The following is a 20,483-nucleotide window of genomic DNA, read 5'->3' as shown; positions in this document are numbered from 1 at the left end:
GCGTATTAGTAATGAATTACAGTACGAATACTTTTACCTTCATGCATTAAATCAAAGGCATCGTTAATTTCTTCTAGGCTCATGGTATGAGTGATAAAGTCGTTTAGCGCAAATTCACCCGCCATGTAACGCTCTACAATTTCAGGAAGTTGTGAGCGACCTTTAACACCACCAAATGCGCTACCACGCCATACACGGCCAGTAACAAGTTGGAACGGACGAGTTGAAATTTCTTGGCCTGCACCTGCAACACCAATAATCACCGACTCTCCCCATCCCTTATGACAACACTCAAGCGCAGAGCGCATCACATCAACATTACCAATACATTCAAATGAGTAATCAACACCGCCATCGGTCATTTCAACAATGACTTCTTGAATTGGCTTGTCAAAGTCTTTTGGATTAATTAAGTCGGTAGCACCTAGTTTGGTCGCCAAGTCAAATTTAGAGGTATTAATATCAATACCAATAATACGGCTTGCACCAGCCATTTTAGCGCCAATAATGGCAGATAAACCAATACCACCTAAACCAAAAATAGCCACCGTATCGCCCGCTTTTACTTTAGCCGTATTTGTTACAGCGCCCATACCGGTAGTAACACCACAGCCTAATAAACAAATTTCTTCTAACGACGCTTCTTTGTTTACTTTAGCCAATGAGATTTCTGGCAATACTGTGTATTCAGAAAATGTAGATGTACCCATATAGTGGTAAATAGGCTCGCCATCTTTGAAAAAGCGAGTGGTGCCATCTGGCATTAAGCCTTTACCTTGCGTTTCGCGAACTGCTGAACACAAGTTTGTTTTACCTGAAGTACACATTTTACATTCACCACATTCTGCGGTGTATAAAGGAATAACGTGATCGCCAACTTCTACACTTGAAACACCTTCGCCCACAGCATAAACCACACCCGCGCCTTCATGACCTAAAATAGCGGGGAATATACCTTCAGGATCTTCACCTGATAAAGTAAAAGCGTCTGTATGGCACACACCAGTGGCAGTGATTTTTACCATTACTTCGCCTTTTTTAGGCATCATCACATCAACTTCTTCAACGCTTAAAGGCTGATTAGGGCCCCAGGCAATCGCTGCTTTTGATTTTATAAATTCAGACATGTGTATATCCTTTGTAGTGGTTTGAATATGAATTGTAGACCCATACTGTTTGGGTGATGAGGTTATTGTATTTGTTTCTCAGATAATGATAATCTTCAATTTAATAAAACACTTTTACAGTATGGTAATAATTATGCGTTGGGAAGGTATTGATGAGTTTATTGCTGTTGGCGAAGAGGGAAGTTTTACCCAAGCTGCACAGACGTTAGGTTTATCGGTTGCTCATATTAGCCGCCATGTTACAAAGCTAGAACAACGGTTAAATACGCAATTATTAACACGTACTACTCGCAAGGTTGTTTTAACCAAAGAGGGCGAGCAGTTTTTACACCAAGTTAAACATTTACAGCACGCAATGGACGAGGCCACTCAAGGCTTAGCATCGGTACAAACCTCACCTAAAGGTAAAATTAAATTAACAGCACCGGTTATGTATGGTGAAAGTTTTATTATGCCCATTGTGCATTCATTTATGCATGATCACCCTGAGGTAGAAGTAATCGCAACGCTCTCTAACGAGCAAGAAAACTTATTAGAGGGGGGCTTTGATTTAGCCATTCGACTAGGCCATTTAAAAGATTCAAGCTTAAAAGCGCGGCGCTTGAGCTCGCGACGATTTATTATGTGTGCTTCACCTGCATATTTAGCGCGTTTTGGTGAGCCTCACACTTTGGGGGAGCTTAATAATCATCAATGTTTAATTGGCAATAGTAGTTATTGGCGAGTAAATGAAAATAATCGTGATAAACATATTAAGGTAGCAGGGCGATTGCATTGTAATAGCGGCTGGGCACTCGTTGACGGCGCTATAAAGGGTTTAGGTATTGTTCAGTTGCCTGATTACTATATTGAAAATGAAATTAAATCCGGTCAGTTAGTACCTATATTAACTGCATACCAACCACAACAAGAGGGCGTGTGGGGTCTATATCCGCCACGGCAATTTGTGGCTACTAATGTGCGGGTATTACTTGATTACTTAGTAACAGGGCTGAAAGTTTAGCAGGGTTTACTGGCTTGTTTAAAATATAGCCAAGTGTCAGATTTATAAATTATTTCTTACATTTATGGTGATATTCAATTGCGCTGAGTTCGTGCTACTATAACGTCACACTTTTGGCATTAATGTTTTAATTAATATGTTTCAACCTGTTAGCCTATTTATCGGACTCAGATATAGCCGCTCCTCTAAAGGCAATGCGTTTATTTCGTTCATTTCGTTTTTTTCTATTGCAGGTATAGCGATTGGTTTAATGGCGCTTTTTACGGTCAGTAGTGTAATGAACGGCTTTGAGAGTAGTTTAAAATCAAATATGTTGGGGCTTATTCCACACGTTGAAGTGCAAGCCAAAGATCACTCCAAAGCGCAAATGAATTCGTTAAAATCTGCGCTTGAGCAATCACTGTATGTTGATCATGTTAGTTTGTACCGCCACGGTGAAGCCATATTGCAAACCAATAAAGATCTTCACGGGGTGTTATTACAAGGGCTTTACGACAATAACGGCTCGCTGTATAAAATCACCGACAAAATAGTGCAAGGCAATTGGCAAAGCGTACTAAATAATAATTATAATATTGCAATAAGTCGTTATTTAAGCCGCAAACTTGGCGTTGGCTTAGGTGATAAGTTACGTGTAATTATGCCTAACGCATCTACGTACACCCCACTTGGGCGCATGCCAAGCCAACGTTTATTTAAAATTGCTGCTATCTATGAAACTGGCTCTGAAATAGACATGGGACTGGCATTTACCAGTGGCGTATCACTACAACGGGTTTTAAAACTTAGCAACAATACGGTACCTAATTTAAGCGTGTCACTGCATGAGCCGTTTGCACTTGACCAGTTTATGCAAGACAGCCAACACATACTCAATGATTTTAAACTCACCGACTGGCGAAGCAGTCAAGGCACTTTATTTGCCGCCGTTGCGATGGAAAAACGCATCATGTCTATGCTCCTTGGCTTAATTGTGCTGGTGGCGGTATTTAATATTGTATCGGCACTGACCATGATGGTCAGTGAAAAACAAAGCGAAGTAGCAATTTTGCAAACATTAGGACTCACACCAAGCCAAGTGCAAACCGTATTTATGGTACAAGGGCTCTATAACGGAGTAATTGGCACGGCCGTGGGTTCTTTTTTAGGTCTTTTATTAAGCTTATATATAAATGAACTGCTGGCTTTGGTTGGTTTAAATTTACTATCGGGAATTTCACTCCCCGTCAAATTTGATGTGGTTAGTTTAAGTGTTATTGCCGTTTTAAGCTTAGCAATGAGCTTTTTAGCGACTTTATATCCAGCACGCCAAGCCGCTAAAGTAAACCCAGCAGAGGTATTACGTTATGAATGATTTAGTAATTAGTTGTGAAAAAATAAGCAAAGTGTACCAAGACGGGCAAAATCAGGTTGAGGTATTAAAAGGGGTTGATTTAGCCCTAACGCAAGGTGAAATGCTGGCAATTGTTGGCAGCTCAGGTTCAGGTAAAAGTACCTTGTTACATATTTTAGGCACCTTAGACACGGCCAGTGCGGGTAGTGCAAAAATAAAAAACCAAGACGTTGCTAAGCTATCTCGCTCGCAGCAAGCAGCTTTCAGAAATAAAAACTTAGGGTTTATTTATCAGTTCCACCATTTATTAATGGAATTTAGTGCGGTTGAAAACGTTGCCATGCCATTACTCATAAAAGGGTTGAGCGCAAAAGAAGCCAATAAGAAAGCGCTTAACATGCTAGATAAGGTAGGCCTTGCACATAGAAGTAGCCATAAGCCTTCGGCTCTTTCTGGTGGTGAACGTCAGCGTGTTGCCATTGCACGCGCTCTAGTGACAGAGCCTGCGCTGGTGCTTGCTGATGAGCCAACGGGTAATTTAGATAAGCAAAATGCGATTAAAATTTACGATTTAATTAATGAGTTAAATAAAAGTTTAAACACCAGCTTTGTGGTGGTTACTCATGATTTAGAGCTGGCTGATAAGCTGGGTAAAATAGCGTACTTAGATGATGGTAAACTATCAATAAAAGAGTCTAGTTATGTTGCTTAGTGCCTTTATTAGTAAACGCTTTAGAGCCTATTCAGGCCATAAAGATGAAAAAAATGCCTTTGTAAGTTTTATAGCCAAAGCATCCACTATCGGTATTTTACTTGGTGTTGCCGTGTTAATTGTGGCGTTATCGGTGATTAATGGGTTTGAGCAGCAATTAGTGCATCGCTTATTGAGTGTGGTGCCGCAAGTTGAATATGTTGCCCCAAGTAGGCCGATTGCCGATTGGCCCACTAAAGTCGAAAAGTTAAAACAGCAACTACACGTAACAGGCGCAGCCCCATTCATTGCTGTTAATGGTATGGCGCAATTTAAAAGCCAATTAAAAGCGGTTGAGATTCGAGGTGTTGAGCCTTCGTTGGAAAGTGATGTGTCAGCCATAAACCAATTTACACAAGGTAAATTAGTCAGCCAGTTAACAGGTGATAATGTTATTTTAGGCAAGCAAATTGTTAAGCAACTTAATATCGCATTAGGTGATAATGTGACCTTGTTAATCCCGCAAATTAGTGAAAAAGGCCAGTCATTACTCGCCCCAAAACGCGTTACACTCACGCTTGCGGGCATTATAGAAATGGGCGGACCAATCGACAGCAGCGCTGCTTTTATTCATCTTAACAAAGCACAACAAACCTTAGGCTATGATCAAAGCCAAGTAACAGGGTTACGCTTGCGTGTTGATGATGTGTTTTCGGCGCATCAAATAGCGCTTCGTGTTGGCCAGACTATTACCGATTATGTGTATATTTCGAGTTGGCTTAGAACGCAAGGTAGCTTGTATCAAGATATTCAAATGGTGCGCACGATTGTTTATATTGTGGTGTTTTTAATTATCGCGGTGGCGAGTTTCAATATTGTGTCTTCACTGGTAATGGAAGTGCGTGAAAAAGAAGGCAATATTGCTATTTTAAAAACCATGGGTGCCAAAGACAGTACCATATTGGCTACTTTTGTCATGCAAGGCTTAACCCAAGCATTTGTGGGTGTACTTTTAGGCTCAATTGTTGGCGTGATTTTAGCAATTAATATCAGTGAGTTATTTACTTGGCTGAGCTTGTTACTGGGTGAAAACCCGCTAGAAGGTGTGTACTTTATCGAATTTTTGCCCAGTAAATTAGTTTGGCAAGATATTGTGTTGACCGTTATAGCCACCTTTGTGCTTGCGATATTTGCTACGCTATATCCAGCATGGCAAGCAACACGAGTAGATCCGGCAAAGGTATTGGGTAATTAAACACAGTATTTAATAGGGTGCTTAGTGTAACTCTGATAAACTGCGTCGCTACTAAACAGCTTTTGTTTGCTGAGCGCTTATTTACCCGGGATTTACTTTGACACATAACGATATTTTACGCCGTATTCGCTACACCTTCGATTTAACCGATTCAGCAATGGTTGACGTGTTCTCCGCTGCAGAGCACAGCGTCAGCACTGAGCAGGTGATTGCATGGTTAACTAAAGAGGGCGAGCCTGGGTATACCCCAATAAGTGACACTGAATTTGCGGTATTTTTAAATGGTTTTATAAATACCAAGCGCGGCAAGCGTGAAGGTGAGCAGCCAGAGCCTGAAAGTAAATTGAACAACAATATTATTTTTATGAAATTACGTATTGCTTTAAATATGAAAGCAGAAGACGTGATGGCCACACTAGCCTTAGTTGATTTTTATTTAAGTAAGCATGAGCTCAGTGCATTTTCACGTAAAGTTGAAAACAAACATTACCGTGTGTGTAACGATCAAGTTTTACGTTTATTTTTAACTGGTGTGCAGCGTACTTTTCGCCCAGATGGCGAAAAAGCTTAATGCATTTTATAAAGGTTGATTAGCAACCTCCATTTACCCCTCTTAAACGAACTCACTAAAATCTACGCTATTATTAGTCTTATCCTTCTACAACTTCAGTCTTATAAAGCATTTTATGTTGACGCTCTCGTAAAAACGTAGAGTCGTATTTTGTTTTACTATTTTTTTAATACTTTTAACGTGTTATTCATTTAAATTGGTGTTTTTAGCATATAAATTCTTTTTTAACGGGTTTTTATACAAAAGAAACAATAATTTAATTCAACATCAAACACGTGCATCCAGTTTATCTATGATGTTAAAGTGTAAAAATAATGATCGCATAATCAATTTCTCTACTAACAATAACGTTGATCATTTTTCCTGTTTCGAATTTAAAAATACCCACATGGAAGAATAAATATGAATTATATACACAGAACAATTGCGCAATTAAAGCAGACGAGTCCTGCGCAATGTGAGTTTTATCAGGCAGTAGAAGAAGTGCTAGACTCGCTAGAGCCTGTATTTGCGCAAACCAGTCATTACCAACAACAAGCAATTATTCAAAGAATGGTAGAGCCAGAGCGTCAGTTAATGTTTCGCGTGCCTTGGGTTGATGACGAGGGCAATACTCAAGTTAATAAAGGCTACCGTATCGAATTTAATTCGGCGCTTGGCCCTTACAAAGGCGGCTTACGTTTTCATCCAAGTGTAAATGCCAGCATCATAAAATTTTTAGGCTTTGAACAAATTTTTAAAAATGCACTGACTGGTTTGCCTATAGGCGGCGGCAAAGGAGGCGCTAATTTTGATCCTAAAGGACGCTCTGATGGCGAGATAATGCGTTTTTGCCAATCGTTTATGACCGAGTTATATCGTCATATTGGCCCGACTACCGATGTACCTGCAGGGGATATTGGTGTAGGGGCACGAGAAATTGGTTATATGTTTGGCCAATACAAACGCTTAACAGGGCGCTATGAAGGCGTACTAACCGGTAAAAGTTTACTTTGGGGCGGATCGCTTGCTCGCAAAGAAGCAACGGGTTATGGCGCAGTGTATTTTGCTAACTATATGCTTGAAGATCGTGATGACAGCTTATCAGGAAAACGCTGTTTAATTTCAGGCTCTGGCAATGTGGCAATTTATGCCATGGAAAAATTATATCAATTAGGGGCTACGCCTATCACCTGTAGTGACTCAAAAGGCACTTTGTACGATGAGAGTGGCATTGACTTAAAACTCATTAAGCAATTAAAAGAGCAATCACGAGGGTGTTTGAGTGACTACCTAGATACTCACCCTCAGGCAAAGTATACGCCTCGCGATGAGTACCCTCAGGATGGTCATGCTGTATGGCGTTACAGTGCGGATGCGGCTTTTCCTTGTGCTACACAAAATGAATTAACCCAAGCGGATGCAAAAGCACTACTTGAAAATGGCTGTACTTTAGTCAGTGAAGGAGCAAATATGCCTTCAACCAAAGAAGCGATTGATTGTTTCATAGAAGCAAAAATTGCTTATGGACCTGGCAAAGCAGCAAATGCAGGTGGCGTGGCAACGAGCCAACTAGAAATGGCGCAAAATGCCAGTATGCAAAGCTGGACGTTTGAAGAAGTTGATGAAAAGCTCAAACAAATAATGAAAGATATTTTCACAACAGCAAGCGATACCGCAAAAGAATTTGATCAGCCCGGTAATCTATTACTAGGCGCTAACATCGCCGGTTTTAGACGTGTAGCCGATGCAATGATTGAACAAGGCGTTGTATAGTAGCGCCTCGGCTATTTAATTAACTCTCTACTTTTATTCTTTATACCCTGAATAGGGATTGTTCAGGATATAGCAAAAGTAATGTATAATATTATTTAATAAGGTAAATTTAACTCGCTAATTAATAACAATAAACTATAGTGTGGATAAGGATAAGTGAGCTTATTAAGGAGAGTGCAGGTGCGTCTTATTCCCGCAGTTTTTTATTTTTCAAGTGCAACAGAGCACGACTTCCAAAATCAACTTAATAAAAGCTCAATGCGTCTTGCTGATGCATCACTCTACCTTGTAACACTTTTTTTATTATCTTTTATTTTTATGTCTTGGTTTAATCAACAAGAGCCTGCCAATTCAACCATAACAATTTTACGCGTAACTATGGTGTTGTTATCGATAGTCCTGATTATTATAAATAAAACACTAAGTTCAGAGTACTTGCATTCGCGCTTTTTCAGTTATGCGGTTTTATTTTGTTTTTTATTTAGTTATTTCTTCTGGGTATATGTGCAACGCTATAGTGAATTAAAAGAGGGTGGACCTATGCTTGTCGCTGCTGCATTTATAGCCATACCGATGCTGCACTTAGGACATAAACTGGTTTTATGGTCAATCATTGGCATTGCCCTGATATTTATTGAGCTTTTTTCTTCTACTTCGATTGCGTGGACACTTTATTTTTATTTCAGCATAGTTATTGTACTGGCCATAGTGCAATATCAACTAGATATCCTATTAAGAAAGCAATATAAAGCGGAATTATTTGAAACTGAAAAAGCCAATACCGATCAATTAACAGGTATGCATAATCGGCATAGTTTTGATAGACGCTGTAAAGCATTAATTAACAAGTTAGCGCCATCACAATATTTAGGGTTAGCCATGATTGATGTCGACTATTTTAAAAATTATAACGATAACTACGGCCACTTAGAGGGAGACAACGTACTAATAGCAGTCGCAAACCGCCTAAAACATTGTGACGCTGATATTGTGGTGCGTTTTGGTGGTGAAGAATTTATATTGGTAAAAATATTACAGGCAAATGAGTTAGATTGGTTGAGTGACTTACCTAAACGCTTTGCAGACGATCCGATTGCGCATCAGTATTCACCCTTTAACCGTATTACTGTCTCTGCTGGTATTGCAATTGATAAATACACTACATATAGACCTTCAATTAAATCATTGTTGGCAACAGCTGATGTAGGGGTTTATAAAGCTAAAAATGCAGGACGAAATATCAGTATTACCGATTTTGTTGACCCTAAACAACCTGAAATTGAGTAAGACAATGCAAAGCACTAAGCTGATAGTGCTTCGCATTGAATCGGATTACGAAAATGCAGATTCGGCGAGCTCTTCTTGCATTTGTTCACGCATTTTAAATTTTTGCAATTTGCCGGTTACCGTCATCGGGTAATTTTCAACAAAGCGAATGTATTTAGGTTGTTTAAAGTAGGCGAGTTTGTCCTTTAAAAATAATCGAATTGCATGCTCATCAAGCACTTCACCTTCTTTAGGCTGGATCCAAGCACAGACTTCTTCGCCAAATTTTTCATCACTAATGCCAAAAATAGCGGCGTCTTGTATACCGGGGTAGGTGTAAAGCACTTCTTCAATTTCACGCGGATAAATGTTTTCACCACCACGAATAATCATGTCTTTAATTCTGCCAACAATGCTGACAAAGCCCTCACTGTCCATTACCCCTAAATCGCCCGAGTGCAGCCAGCCGTCATTGTCGATAGTGGCTTTGGTTTTCTCTTCATCATTCCAGTAGCAACGCATAATGCCGGCCCCACGGCTACATACTTCACCAGGCTGCCCGATTTTTTGAATGTCACCAACCTCATCAATAATTTTTACTTCGGTGTGTGCAAGTGCTCGGCCAACCGTAGTGACTTGACGCTCAATAGAAGAGTCGGTTTCGGTAATGTTATTAATTGGGCTGCATTCTGTTTGCCCATAGGCAATTACCACCTGATTCATATTCATGAGTGTTTGTACTTTACGCATAACTTGTTCGGGACAGGTTGAGCCAGCCATAACGCCGGTTCGTAATGTACTTAAATCATAATCACTAAAGTTATTAAGCTCTAATTCGCTTATAAACATGGTAGGCACGCCATGAAGTCCGGTGCACTTTTCTTGTTGTACCACCTCTAATGTGGTTTTTGGATCGAAAGAATCACTAGGATAAATAGCCGCAGCGCCTTTACTTACACACAATAAGCTACCCAAAACCATGCCAAAACAGTGATAAAGCGGTACAGGGATACAGAGCTTATCGCGTTCAGTAAAATGCATTGCTTGGGCAACAAGCAGTGCATTATTAAGAATATTTTTATGCGTTAGCGTAGCCCCTTTAGGGTTTCCTGTGGTGCCAGAGGTAAACTGAATATTAATGTCTTGATTGCAATTGAGGGTTTTTGCCACCGCTTGAAGTTCTAACTGGTGCGCATCTGAGGGTAAAGCGAGAATTTCATTAAATGAAAACATGCCATTTACTGGCTCATCACCTATGCAAATTACATTTTTTAATGAAGGAAGCTGAGCGGCTTTTAATTCCCCTTTTTGGCAACTATTTAGCTCTGGGGCTAAACTTTGTAGCATATTAATATAGTGACTGCCCTTAAACGCTGTGGCAGTAATAAGTGTAGAGCATTCAACACTATTAAGGGCATATTGCAGTTCATTTGGGCGGTAAGCGGGGTTAATACACACCATGATTGCGCCGATTTTAGCCGTGGCAAATTGAGTTAAGCACCATTGTATATTATTGGGTGACCAAATACCGACCCTGTCACCGGGCTTTACCCCTAATGCCAACAGGCCCATAGCCAGCTGATCAATCTGTTGCTGAAATTCTTTATAGCTTAAGCGAATATTTTGATGAGCAACAACAACTGCGAGTGCTTCAGGTTTATTGTCGACAATTGAGTTAAGGTATTCTCCAATAGTTTGCTCTACCAGTGGTGTACTTTGACTCCCCTTAAAATAACTATTTGATAGCGGTATAGTGTTTATTTGCTCTACTTCTTTTATCACTTTTTGTGTCGCTTTCATGACATACTCCATGTTTTTATTTTTGAGAGGCCTGCTGTTTAAATAAACACGAATTGTCGACAAAAGGAAGAGGGTTAGACTAATGTATTATACCAATCGGCAATAATACTAAATCATTTTGAGGGGGCAAATCAGACGCTAGCTGTGTTAAAAATTTCTCATTTAGAACAACTAACTAATGAAATTTTTGCTTTGATATCGACACGATTTTCCTCCCTCAAATTAGATCACTTAGTTAAGCGAATTGGTATTACTGTTTTTTTGTAGAATTTAAAGACAAAAAAACGCGTACTCTCTAGCGAATACGCGTTTTTATAAGGGTGTAATTAATTTACAGTTCGTCGCTGCGATACGTTTTTTTCATGATGTAAACGTAAGCATTAACAAATGCATTTTCTTGATACTTTTTAAGACCGGTGTCTTCAAACGCGATAGGTATCGGATTACGTTTTACTTGTTCTTTTATTTCGGTGGTTGAAAACACGCGTACATCGAGATTATCGATTAACTGAATAGCGGTTTCCATTTTGAATCCTTTAGCGCTGCCAGCAAACTTACCTTTAGGTTGGCGTTCGCGAATGGCAACCGAATCAATTTGGTAATCTTGCATTAACTTGGCAAAATCAAACTGAAACTTACGCATTACTTCAGTGTCGTTACCGTTACCTAAGGTAAAGCGTGTTTGGCGCACATCACGAATATCAAAAACGTCATTATCTTTACTTAAAATACAAAGTAGTACATCACTACCGGTAATTTCTACACCACATGTTCTCATTGCTAATCTCTACTATAACTTAATTACCCGTTATTATACGCAACACGCATTAAAATGCGAGTTTAAGCACTTGCAGTGGTGTTTTTGTTAGCGTTTAACGTCCATTCGTCATTTTGATGTAACAAGGTCTGTTTATCTTTGCGGCTAAATGTGCAGCCCTCCTTTTTTTTAGCCAAGACAGCGCTATGGTTTGTTTACTTTAAATAGGTGTGAGCGTTGCTCAATTTTTTACTTAGCGCCAGGTGATAGCTCCCGGGCTTTAACTAAATCGCCCCTAGATTGAACAAATCCTAATATAGAAAGCCAACAGACTCCTATTAAACGTTATTAATTGCACTTTTATGGTAAAATTGGGTGGTTTTTAATAGCTTAAAACTTGTAATTAATGCTGCAGCACGCGACAATAACTCTCTTGTAGTTGAGCAGACTCAGCATCTACATTAGCCATTTTTGGCGAAAAATAGTCAATGCTTATTCGTAAAAGCGTTGTCGAGTCATTCTAATTTAATTAATTAAAAATACACGTGATACATTGTAGGTGTCACCACTGTATGTAAGGATTTATAATGCCAGTTATTACTCTTCCTGACGGTAGTCAGCGTAGTTTTGAAAACCCTGTAAGCACACTTGATGTAGCAAATGATATAGGCCCAGGTCTTGCTAAAGCCACCATTGCGGGTCGTGTGAATGGCGAACGCGTGGATGCATGTGATTTAATTTCAGCCGACTCTCGTCTTGAAATTATTACAGCAAAAGATGACGATGGTTTAGAAATTATTCGCCACTCGTGTGCCCACCTAATTGGTCATGCAGTTAAGCAACTTTTCCCAGACGCTAAAATGGCGATTGGTCCTACTATCGATAACGGTTTTTACTATGATATTGATATGGAACATTCGTTATCTCAAGATGATCTTGATGCTATTGAAAAGCGTATGTTACAGCTTGCAAAAACAAACTACGATGTAGTGAAAAAAACCGTTAGCTGGCAAGAAGCACGCGATACGTTTGCGGCGCGTGGCGAAACATACAAAATAGAAATTCTTGACGAAAATATTGCTCAAGATGATCGCCCAGGTTTATACCACCACGAAGAATACGTAGATATGTGTCGTGGACCACATGTTCCTAACATGAAATTCTGTCAAAACTTCAAAATTATGAAGGTAGCAGGTGCATACTGGCGTGGTGATTCTGAAAATAAAATGCTGCAGCGTATTTACGGCACAGCGTGGGGCGATAAAAAGCAACTTAAAGCGTACTTAAAGCGTTTAGAAGAAGCTGAAAAACGTGATCACCGTCGTATTGGTAAAGCACTTGATTTATGGCACTGGCAAGAAGAAGCGCCAGGCATGGTATTTTGGCACAACGATGGTTGGAGCATTTACCGTGAATTAGAAGAATTTGTGCGTGAAAAATTACGTGAGTACCAATACGAAGAAGTAAAAGGTCCAATGATGATGGACCGTTCGTTATGGGAAAAATCAGGTCACTGGGAAAAATATTCAGAAGCCATGTTTACCACGGAATCTGAAAAGCGTGAATACGCAATCAAGCCAATGAACTGTCCTGGTCACGTACAAATATTTAACCAAGGTTTAAAATCATACCGTGATTTACCACTGCGTATGGCTGAGTTTGGTTGTTGTCACCGTAACGAGCCATCAGGCGCACTTCACGGTTTAATGCGTGTGCGTGGCTTTACCCAAGATGATGCGCATGTATTCTGTACTGAAGAGCAAATCATGGATGAAGTATCGGCCTGTATTAAAATGGTTTACGATACGTATGAAACATTCGGCTTTGAAAAAATTGTAGTTAAACTTTCAACTCGTCCAGAGCAACGTATTGGCGAAGATGAAATGTGGGACAAAGCTGAGCTTGCACTTGCTGATGCACTTAAGGCAAATGACATTGAATTTGATTACCTACCAGGTGAAGGGGCGTTTTATGGTCCTAAAATTGAATTTACTTTGTACGATTGCTTAGACAGAGCGTGGCAGTGTGGTACAGTGCAACTAGACTTTGCATTACCTGGTCGTTTAGGCGCAACATATGTGGCTGAAAATAACGAACGACGTACACCTGTTATGATACACCGCGCTATATTAGGGTCTATTGAGCGCTTCATTGGTATTTTAACAGAAGAGTATGCTGGTTTATTCCCAACGTGGCTTGCGCCTAAGCAAGTGGTGATTATGAATATCACCGATAAACAAGCACCGTATGTTCAGGAAATTGTACAAAAATTAAATAAACTTGGAATTAGAGCCGCTGCTGACTTGAGAAATGAGAAGATTGGCTTTAAAATCCGTGAGCATACACTTAAGCGTATTCCTTACTTATTGGTTGTTGGCGACAAAGAAGTTGAGCAACAAGAAGTAGCAGTACGAACTCGCACAGGTGAAGACCTAGGCAAATTTAATGTCGATGATTTTGTAGCTAAAATCAGTGAAGAAATCAAAAATCGACAGTAAAAATCGAGCGTGTAGGGCAAGCAAAAATAGCCAGCTACACGCTTATATTATTGATATTCTTGGAGGAACGTACTATTAGAGGCGGCAAGAAAGGGCAACAAACAGCTCAAAAAAATCGTATTAACGAAGAAATTACAGCGCAAGAAGTTCGTTTAATCGACATCGACGGCGAACAAGCTGGAATTCAGTCATTAAAAGACGCGCAAGCTATGGCTGATGCAGCGGGTGTTGATCTTGTAGAGATCAGTCCAAATGCTGAGCCGCCTGTTTGTAAGGTTATGGATTACGGTAAGTTCATCTTTGAAAAAAGCAAAGAACTAAAAGAGCAGAAGAAGAAGCAAAAGCAGATCCAGATTAAAGAAATCAAATTCCGTCCAGGTACGGATGAAGGTGATTATCAGGTTAAGCTACGCAACTTACGCAAGTTCTTAGAAGCTGGCGATAAAGCTAAGATAACTATCCGCTTCCGTGGTCGTGAAATGGCTCACCAAGAAATTGGTATCGAATTATTAAACCGTATTAAAACCGATTTAGAAGAATTAGCAGTTGTTGAATCTTTCCCAAATCGTGTTGAAGGCCGTCAAATGGTTATGATGATGGCGCCGGTTGCTAAAAAGTAATAATTAGGCGATAATACGCACCGAATTTAGCTCAGGTTTGCAAGTGATATGAAAATGTCCACCTGAGTTAACCGGTTTTAAAGTAAAATTGCGGTATTTATATCGGGTTTTCACCGGAACATAGCAGTAAGTTAGGCCTTTAAAGTGGAGCTATAGCAATATATCTCACGCCTTCTTACTAATTTTAAAGCAATACAATTGGAGTTATTGCAATGGCTTACAAGCTAAAAAGTCACAGAGGCGCAGCTAAGCGTTTCAAAAAGACTGCTTCTGGCGGTTTCAAGCGTAAACAAGCGCATCTTCGTCACATTCTGACTAAGAAAACTTCTAAGCGTAAGTTACACCTACGTCCTAAGATGATGGTTCATAAAAATGACCATGGTCTAGTTTCACGTATGTTACCATTCGCTTAATAGGGGTTTTTAGAAATGGCAAGAGTTAAACGCGGCGTTGTCGCACGTGCACGTCACAAAAAAGTTTTAAAACAAGCGAAAGGTTACTACGGAGCACGTTCACGTGTTTACCGCGTAGCTTTCCAGGCTGTTACTAAAGCGGGTCAATACGCTTACCGTGACCGCCGTGCTAAGAAACGTACTTTCCGTCAACTATGGATTGCACGTATCAATGCTGCTTCACGTCAAAATGGTCTGTCTTACAGCCGTTTTATCAATGGTCTTAAAAAGACATCTGTAGAAATCGATCGTAAGATCCTTGCAGATATCGCTGTTTACGACCAAGTTGCATTCGCAGCGCTTGTAGCAAAAGCAAAAGAAGGCCTAGCGGCAGCTTAAGTTTTTGTATAAGTATTAAAAAGGAGCCTATGGCTCCTTTTTTTGTGCCTGTAATTTATTATCTTTTTTATGCGCTTGTAGGCTTTTTCCTTTATTTATTACCGTTGTGTGTTCGTTTTTTTAGGTACTTATTAGCCCTTTTTATTCAGTAGATGTTGATAGCGTGGCTGGGCTGCAACTAAAAATGCCGTTGGCTGTATTTTTTTGTTGAACCACCGCAGTTTTGGCAACTAGAAAAGTTTAATTGCTATAATTTTTCTTAATTAATGGGTTTGTTAGAGAAGTATATGTTTATAAGTTTATTGGTTTTATCTGCAAGTATGGCAAATAGCAATCATTTACCGCCATTATTACCATGGGAAGGTAGTAGTACCTCACTATTGCAACAACAGGGACCCTTAACCACAGACTTTGAAATTTCTGCAGGAGTCTCGTCTCCCAATTATGCTAATACCATGGCATTTGTTGATAGATTAGTGGCTGCGAATCCCACTCAATTTAAATCAAAAACGATTGGCTATAGTAATAGTAAACGAGCAATAAAAATGTTGATTGCCAGCGAACAAGGTTTTTTTAATGCGGGGCAAATGGCCAATAGCACTAAACCTACCGTACTTATACAGGCAGGTATTCACGCTGGTGAGATTGATGGTAAAGATGCGATGTTTATGCTGCTTAGAGATATTGCGACAGGTAAGCGCCGTGACATTTTAAAAAAGGTAAATATTTTATTTATCCCAATATTAAACGTTGATGGTCACGAGCGTAGTAGTGCGTTTAATCGTATTAATCAGCGTGGCCCTGTCAAAATGGGTTTTAGAACAAACGCAAATAATCTTAATTTAAATCGTGATTACACTAAGCTTGATACGCCAGAGGTTAAAAGCGTCCTTCAAGTAATTAATGATTATAATCCGAATTTGTATATTGACGTACACGTCACTGATGGGGCTGATTACCAATACGATGTAACCTATGGCTATAACCCAGTATTTGCTAGCGAGTCGCCTGCCATTTCAGATGCGCTTAACCGTTATTTTAAACCAATGATTGATCAAACCCTCACTGAGCAAGGCCATATTCCGGGCCCTTTAGTGTTTGTTATGGATAAGCAAGAATTTAAATCAGGGCTGGCCGGTTGGGTTGCCACACCGCGGTTTTCAAACGGGTGGGGTGATTTAAAGTCATTGCCTACCATTTTAGTTGAAAACCATTCTTTAAAGCCATACAAACAACGCGTGTTAGGGACTTATGTGTTTATAGATGGTGCTATTGAAGCATTATCAGCGCATAAAGATAAACTCGCTAATGCAGTAAAAAAAGAACAAGAATTTGTTCCTAAGCAATTAATTGTTAAGCGTGGTTATTCTGAGCAGCCTGATCATATCGCGTTTAAAGGTATTGCTTATTCTAAAAGCCTGAGCCCATTGTCAAATCAACAAGAAGTAAGCTATTTGGGTAAAAAACAGGATTATGACAAGCTGCCTATTTTTTGGCAAAAAGAGGTGCAGCACACGGTTGAAGTACCAAAATCATTTTTTATTCCACCTGTTTACACCGATATTATTGAGAAATTAGCCCTGCATGGGGTGTCAGTTAATAAGCTCAGTGGTGCCAACACTCAGCCATTAAAAATGGCAAAAGTAGCGCAATATAGTTTTGATAAAGCGCCATTTGAAGGGCGTTTTAGAGTGTCGGCTAGTTTTGATTATGTACCAGCTACAAATGTGGATTTAGATGGTTGGTTTGAAGTCAGTACACAGCAAAAGGCGGGGGAGTTAGCTGTCCACTTGCTATATCCTGAAGCGCCTGATTCATTTTTTGCATGGGGGGAGTTTAATACTATTTTTCAGCGCACTGAGTATATGGAAAATTATGCTTTGATCCCGTTTGCTGAAAAAATGCTTGCTGATGACCTTAAATTAGCCCAAGAATTTGATAAAAAAGTGAAGCAGGATAAAGACTTTGCTAAGAACGCTGATGCACGTTTAAACTGGTTATATGAGCATAGCCCATTTTATGATCAAGCTTATTTGAAATACCCAATTTTAATGTCATACGAAGAGAATATAGTTATTCCAGCGCAAAAAGATAAAGAAATATAAGATGAAAATAATCACTATTCCCGTAACCCCGTTTATGCAAAATTGCCGCATTATAGTATGTGAACAAACCCAGCAAGCTGTCGTGGTTGACCCTGGCGGTGATGCTGACAAAATTAATGCAGCACTTAAGCAGCATAATTTATCATTGGCAGCGATTTGGTTAACCCATGGGCATTTAGATCATGTAGGCGCTGCGCATAATTTACGCGAGCAACACAAGGTAAAGATGATTGGTCCCCATGAGGATGAACGTTTTTGGTTCGACAATTTACCGATGCAAGCCACTATGTTTGGCTTTAAACCGATCAACTCCTTCTATCCTGATGAATGGTTAGCCCATGGTGATAGTATCAAGGTTGGGCAGCTTGAATTTAAAGTACTTCATTGCCCAGGGCATACGCCAGGGCATGTTGTGTTTTATCAACAAGCACACAATACGGTTATCGTCGGGGATGTTATTTTCAAAGGTTCAATAGGGCGTACCGACTTTCCTAAAGGCGACAGCAAGCAGCTAATCGACTCTATAATGCAACATATCATGACATTACCACCGAACACTGCAATTTTAAGTGGCCATGGTGACAACACCCATGTTGCTCATGAACAGGCTACTAACCCATTTGTAAGTGGCCAGTTTGGTTGATGTGCATATTTGTTAAAAATAAGCAGACTGCTTTTTAAAAAGGCTGTATAATTTAACCAATTTATTAGATAAATAAGAAATAAAATGTCTCTAAATCACGTAGATCGCCAAATATTGGCACTTTTACAACAAGATGCAAGTTTATCAACTGCTGAGATTGCAGACAAAGTCGGACTTTCTCAGTCTCCTTGTTGGCGTCGTATTGCTAAATTAGAACAAGATGGCTACATCAAAAGTAAAGTCGCATTGCTTGATGAAAAAAAGCTGGGCTTTGATATGTTGGTTTACGCCCATGTACGTTTATCAAACCATGGTAAAAAGAATTTAGCTGAGTTTGAAAAATTAATACTTAGCTATGATGAAGTGACTGAATGTTACACCATGGCTGGCACTATGGACTTTATGTTGCGTATTATTTCTCAAGGCATAGAAGGTTATGAGCACTTTGTACGCGATAACTTGCTTAGCTTAGAATATGTACAAGAAGTTCATTCTAATGTGACCATGACGTGTGTTAAACGAAGCACGGCACTGCCACTTTAAACTTTACTAAGCAGCTAAAAACACACAGGCTGAATTAACTATAATTGTGAAATGAGCGCTAATTTGATAAAATCTAGCGCTTTTTTTGTTAGCGAAATAAAACTGAGGAACTCAATGTTTAACTTACTCAGCAGAGCGCCAAGCTCTGCTAAAAACGATATTCTCTCTGGATTGACAGTGGCACTTGCCTTGATCCCAGAAGCTGTTGCATTTGCCTTTGTTGCAAATGTAGAACCTCTTGTTGGTTTATACGCCGCATTTATTGTGGGCTTAATTACGGCTATTTTTGGTGGTCGTCCGGGTATGATTTCGGGTGCAACCGGTGCATTAGCGGTTGTGATGGTAAGTTTAGTACTTGATCACGGAGTGGAATACCTATTTGCCACTGTGTTGCTGATGGGACTACTACAAATATTGGCTGGGGTATTTAAGCTTGGTAAATTTATTCGTATGGTTCCGCATCCTGTTATGCTCGGTTTCGTTAACGGTTTAGCGATTGTTATATTTTTAGCCCAGCTTGGACAGTTTAAAGTGCCTGATGGTGCTGGCGGCCAAATGTGGATGACGGGCAGTGCGCTTTACATCATGTTAGGTTTAGTGGCGCTAACGATGGCAATTATTCACTTTTTACCAAAATTAACTACCGCAGTGCCTTCATCACTGGTTGCTATTGTTACTGTAACGGGTTTAGTGATTGGTCTTGATTTAGAAGCGCGTACAGTACTTGATTTCTTAAAAGGCATGACAGGAAATGAAGCTGCAACCATTGCCGGTGGCTTACCACAGTTTCATATTCCTATGGTCCCTTTTAACCTAGAAACACTACAAATTATCTTTCCATATGCGCTTATTCTTGCAGCAATTGGCTTAATTGAATCGCTGTTAACGCTAAGCTTGATTGACGAAATTACAGAAACCCGTGGCCATTCTAATAAAGAATGTATTGGCCAAGGTGCGGCCAACGTCACATGTGGTTTCTTTGGTGCAATGGGTGGCTGTGCCATGATTGGCCAATCAATGATCAACATTAATTCAGGTGGGCGTTCGCGTTTATCAGGTATTAGTGCCGCATTGATGTTACTTGCATTTATTATCTTCGCTTCAAGCTTAATCGAAATGATCCCACTGGCCGCATTAGTTGGGGTTATGTTTATGGTGGTGCTGGGTACGTTTGAATGGGCGAGTTTCAAAATGATGAAACGCGTGCCTTTATCTGATGCTTTTGTGATTGTATTAGTTTCGGGTGTAACGGTTATTACCGACCTTGCGATTGCGGTGTGTGTAGGTGTTATTGTCTCTGCGTTAGTGTTTGCTTGGCAGCATGCAAAACATATTTACACAACTAACTATATTGATAAAGAAGGTTCAAAAGTGTACGAGCTACATGGGCCTTTATTTTTTGGTTCGGTTAAAAACTTTGCTGATTTATTTGATGTTAAGAATGACCCTAAAGATGTGATTGTTGAGTTTAAATACAGTCGCGTTGCGGATCATAGTGCGATTGAGGCCATCGACAGCTTAGCTGACAAATACAATAAAGCGGGTAAAAAGCTGCACTTGCGTCATTTAAGTAAAGACTGTACAGAACTACTTCATAAAGCACGTGACTTAGTTGAAGTGAACGTAATTGAAGATCCGACTTATAAAGTTGCTTCAGATAAACTTGCTTAAAAAAGAAAAGTAAACATTTATAAGCGAAAGGTGGATGCCTTTCGCTTTTTTTAT

18 protein-coding genes are annotated in these 20,483 nt (G+C 39.8%); 15 read left to right on the top strand and 3 right to left on the bottom strand.

The features are described 5' to 3' along the window. Window positions 1-5: 5 nt before the first annotated feature. Entirely contained in the window at window positions 6-1,127 is a 1,122-nt protein-coding gene (locus ACTRWE_RS14135; protein WP_013464850.1) for an S-(hydroxymethyl)glutathione dehydrogenase/class III alcohol dehydrogenase, read from the bottom strand. A gap of 130 nt (window positions 1,128-1,257) precedes the next feature. On the opposite strand from ACTRWE_RS14135, the gene ACTRWE_RS14130 reads away from it, so the two are divergent. From ACTRWE_RS14130 to ACTRWE_RS14100, 7 genes are all read left to right on the top strand, one after another. Continuing rightward, window positions 1,258-2,130, top strand: coding sequence for a LysR family transcriptional regulator (locus tag ACTRWE_RS14130; RefSeq protein ID WP_029609976.1), 873 nt, complete (start codon window positions 1,258-1,260; stop codon window positions 2,128-2,130). A 136-nt stretch (window positions 2,131-2,266) separates the two neighbouring features. Further along, on the top strand, window positions 2,267-3,484 hold the full coding sequence (locus tag ACTRWE_RS14125) for a lipoprotein-releasing ABC transporter permease subunit (RefSeq protein WP_350654979.1): 1,218 nt from the start codon (window positions 2,267-2,269) through the stop codon (window positions 3,482-3,484). Further along, the gene (lolD, locus tag ACTRWE_RS14120; protein ID WP_350654980.1) at window positions 3,477-4,175 is read left to right on the top strand and encodes a lipoprotein-releasing ABC transporter ATP-binding protein LolD; all 699 of its coding nucleotides are present in this window, start codon (window positions 3,477-3,479) and stop codon (window positions 4,173-4,175) included. The genes ACTRWE_RS14125 and lolD overlap by 8 nt, the downstream gene beginning before the upstream one ends. Then, window positions 4,165-5,409 (top strand): lipoprotein-releasing ABC transporter permease subunit, encoded by a 1,245-nt coding sequence (locus ACTRWE_RS14115; RefSeq protein ID WP_462880154.1) that lies wholly within the window; start codon window positions 4,165-4,167, stop codon window positions 5,407-5,409. Before lolD ends, ACTRWE_RS14115 begins: the two co-directional genes overlap by 11 nt. Before the next feature lie 97 nt (window positions 5,410-5,506). Continuing rightward, a complete protein-coding gene (locus ACTRWE_RS14110; protein WP_350654982.1) occupies window positions 5,507-5,980 on the top strand; it encodes a YehS family protein in 474 nt (157 codons plus the stop codon). 402 nt (window positions 5,981-6,382) lie between these two features. Further along, window positions 6,383-7,735 carry an NADP-specific glutamate dehydrogenase gene (gene gdhA, locus ACTRWE_RS14105; protein WP_350654983.1) on the top strand — a complete coding sequence of 451 codons (1,353 nt, stop codon included), beginning with the start codon at window positions 6,383-6,385 and terminating at the stop codon, window positions 7,733-7,735. Window positions 7,736-7,915: 180 nt separating this feature from the next. Continuing rightward, window positions 7,916-9,022: a GGDEF domain-containing protein gene (locus ACTRWE_RS14100; RefSeq protein ID WP_350654984.1), complete on the top strand. Its 1,107-nt coding sequence runs from the start codon at window positions 7,916-7,918 to the stop codon at window positions 9,020-9,022. A 45-nt stretch (window positions 9,023-9,067) separates the two neighbouring features. Here ACTRWE_RS14100 and ACTRWE_RS14095 read toward each other — a convergent pair whose 3' ends face one another. Next, entirely contained in the window at window positions 9,068-10,801 is a 1,734-nt protein-coding gene (locus ACTRWE_RS14095) for an AMP-binding protein (RefSeq protein WP_411737805.1), read from the bottom strand. 331 nt (window positions 10,802-11,132) lie between these two features. After that, complete coding sequence (locus tag ACTRWE_RS14090) at window positions 11,133-11,579, bottom strand: DUF3010 family protein (protein ID WP_213608045.1); 447 nt, start codon at window positions 11,577-11,579, stop codon at window positions 11,133-11,135. 566 nt (window positions 11,580-12,145) lie between these two features. Between ACTRWE_RS14090 and thrS the strand changes: the two genes are divergently transcribed. The 8 genes from thrS (at window position 12,146) to ACTRWE_RS14050 (ending at window position 20,429) form a co-directional block, all read left to right on the top strand. Continuing rightward, window positions 12,146-14,056 (top strand): threonine--tRNA ligase, encoded by a 1,911-nt coding sequence (gene thrS / locus ACTRWE_RS14085; RefSeq protein WP_008466944.1) that lies wholly within the window; start codon window positions 12,146-12,148, stop codon window positions 14,054-14,056. 59 nt (window positions 14,057-14,115) lie between these two features. After that, window positions 14,116-14,676: a translation initiation factor IF-3 gene (gene infC / locus ACTRWE_RS14080; RefSeq protein ID WP_008466946.1), complete on the top strand. Its 561-nt coding sequence runs from the start codon at window positions 14,116-14,118 to the stop codon at window positions 14,674-14,676. 212 nt (window positions 14,677-14,888) lie between these two features. Beyond that, window positions 14,889-15,089 carry a 50S ribosomal protein L35 gene (gene rpmI, locus ACTRWE_RS14075; protein ID WP_004587840.1) on the top strand — a complete coding sequence of 67 codons (201 nt, stop codon included), beginning with the start codon at window positions 14,889-14,891 and terminating at the stop codon, window positions 15,087-15,089. A 15-nt stretch (window positions 15,090-15,104) separates the two neighbouring features. Further along, a complete protein-coding gene (gene rplT / locus ACTRWE_RS14070; RefSeq protein ID WP_008110477.1) occupies window positions 15,105-15,467 on the top strand; it encodes a 50S ribosomal protein L20 in 363 nt (120 codons plus the stop codon). Window positions 15,468-15,754: 287 nt separating this feature from the next. Next, window positions 15,755-17,572 (top strand): M14 family metallopeptidase, encoded by a 1,818-nt coding sequence (locus ACTRWE_RS14065; protein WP_411737804.1) that lies wholly within the window; start codon window positions 15,755-15,757, stop codon window positions 17,570-17,572. A 1-nt stretch (window position 17,573) separates the two neighbouring features. Further along, a complete protein-coding gene (locus tag ACTRWE_RS14060) occupies window positions 17,574-18,215 on the top strand; it encodes an MBL fold metallo-hydrolase (RefSeq protein WP_411737803.1) in 642 nt (213 codons plus the stop codon). 84 nt (window positions 18,216-18,299) lie between these two features. Further along, window positions 18,300-18,758, top strand: coding sequence for an Lrp/AsnC family transcriptional regulator (locus tag ACTRWE_RS14055; protein WP_008110469.1), 459 nt, complete (start codon window positions 18,300-18,302; stop codon window positions 18,756-18,758). Between the two features lie 114 nt (window positions 18,759-18,872). Beyond that, complete coding sequence (locus ACTRWE_RS14050) at window positions 18,873-20,429, top strand: SulP family inorganic anion transporter (RefSeq protein ID WP_008110467.1); 1,557 nt, start codon at window positions 18,873-18,875, stop codon at window positions 20,427-20,429. The last annotated feature ends 54 nt before the right edge of the window (window positions 20,430-20,483 follow it).

It is taken from the genome of Pseudoalteromonas sp. G5_S1_54_S4, assembly GCF_054968565.1.
Note: the sequence above shows the minus strand (reverse complement) of the source record. Positions and strands in the feature narration are given on the sequence as shown.

Excerpts from the sequence above, each read along its gene's own strand:
- ACTRWE_RS14065 (WP_411737804.1), top strand. The coding sequence starts at position 15,755 with ATGTTTATAAGTTTATTGGTTTTATCTGCAAGTATGGCAAATAGCAAT.
- ACTRWE_RS14115 (WP_462880154.1), top strand. The coding sequence starts at position 4,165 with ATGTTGCTTAGTGCCTTTATTAGTAAACGCTTTAGAGCCTATTCAGGC.
- ACTRWE_RS14090 (WP_213608045.1), bottom strand. The coding sequence starts at position 11,579 with ATGAGAACATGTGGTGTAGAAATTACCGGTAGTGATGTACTACTTTGT.
- ACTRWE_RS14095 (WP_411737805.1), bottom strand. The coding sequence starts at position 10,801 with ATGAAAGCGACACAAAAAGTGATAAAAGAAGTAGAGCAAATAAACACT.
- lolD (WP_350654980.1), top strand. The coding sequence starts at position 3,477 with ATGAATGATTTAGTAATTAGTTGTGAAAAAATAAGCAAAGTGTACCAA.
- ACTRWE_RS14050 (WP_008110467.1), top strand. The coding sequence starts at position 18,873 with ATGTTTAACTTACTCAGCAGAGCGCCAAGCTCTGCTAAAAACGATATT.
- rplT (WP_008110477.1), top strand. The coding sequence starts at position 15,105 with ATGGCAAGAGTTAAACGCGGCGTTGTCGCACGTGCACGTCACAAAAAA.
- ACTRWE_RS14055 (WP_008110469.1), top strand. The coding sequence starts at position 18,300 with ATGTCTCTAAATCACGTAGATCGCCAAATATTGGCACTTTTACAACAA.
- ACTRWE_RS14125 (WP_350654979.1), top strand. The coding sequence starts at position 2,267 with ATGTTTCAACCTGTTAGCCTATTTATCGGACTCAGATATAGCCGCTCC.
- rpmI (WP_004587840.1), top strand. The coding sequence starts at position 14,889 with ATGGCTTACAAGCTAAAAAGTCACAGAGGCGCAGCTAAGCGTTTCAAA.
- gdhA (WP_350654983.1), top strand. The coding sequence starts at position 6,383 with ATGAATTATATACACAGAACAATTGCGCAATTAAAGCAGACGAGTCCT.
- ACTRWE_RS14060 (WP_411737803.1), top strand. The coding sequence starts at position 17,574 with ATGAAAATAATCACTATTCCCGTAACCCCGTTTATGCAAAATTGCCGC.
- thrS (WP_008466944.1), top strand. The coding sequence starts at position 12,146 with ATGCCAGTTATTACTCTTCCTGACGGTAGTCAGCGTAGTTTTGAAAAC.
- ACTRWE_RS14135 (WP_013464850.1), bottom strand. The coding sequence starts at position 1,127 with ATGTCTGAATTTATAAAATCAAAAGCAGCGATTGCCTGGGGCCCTAAT.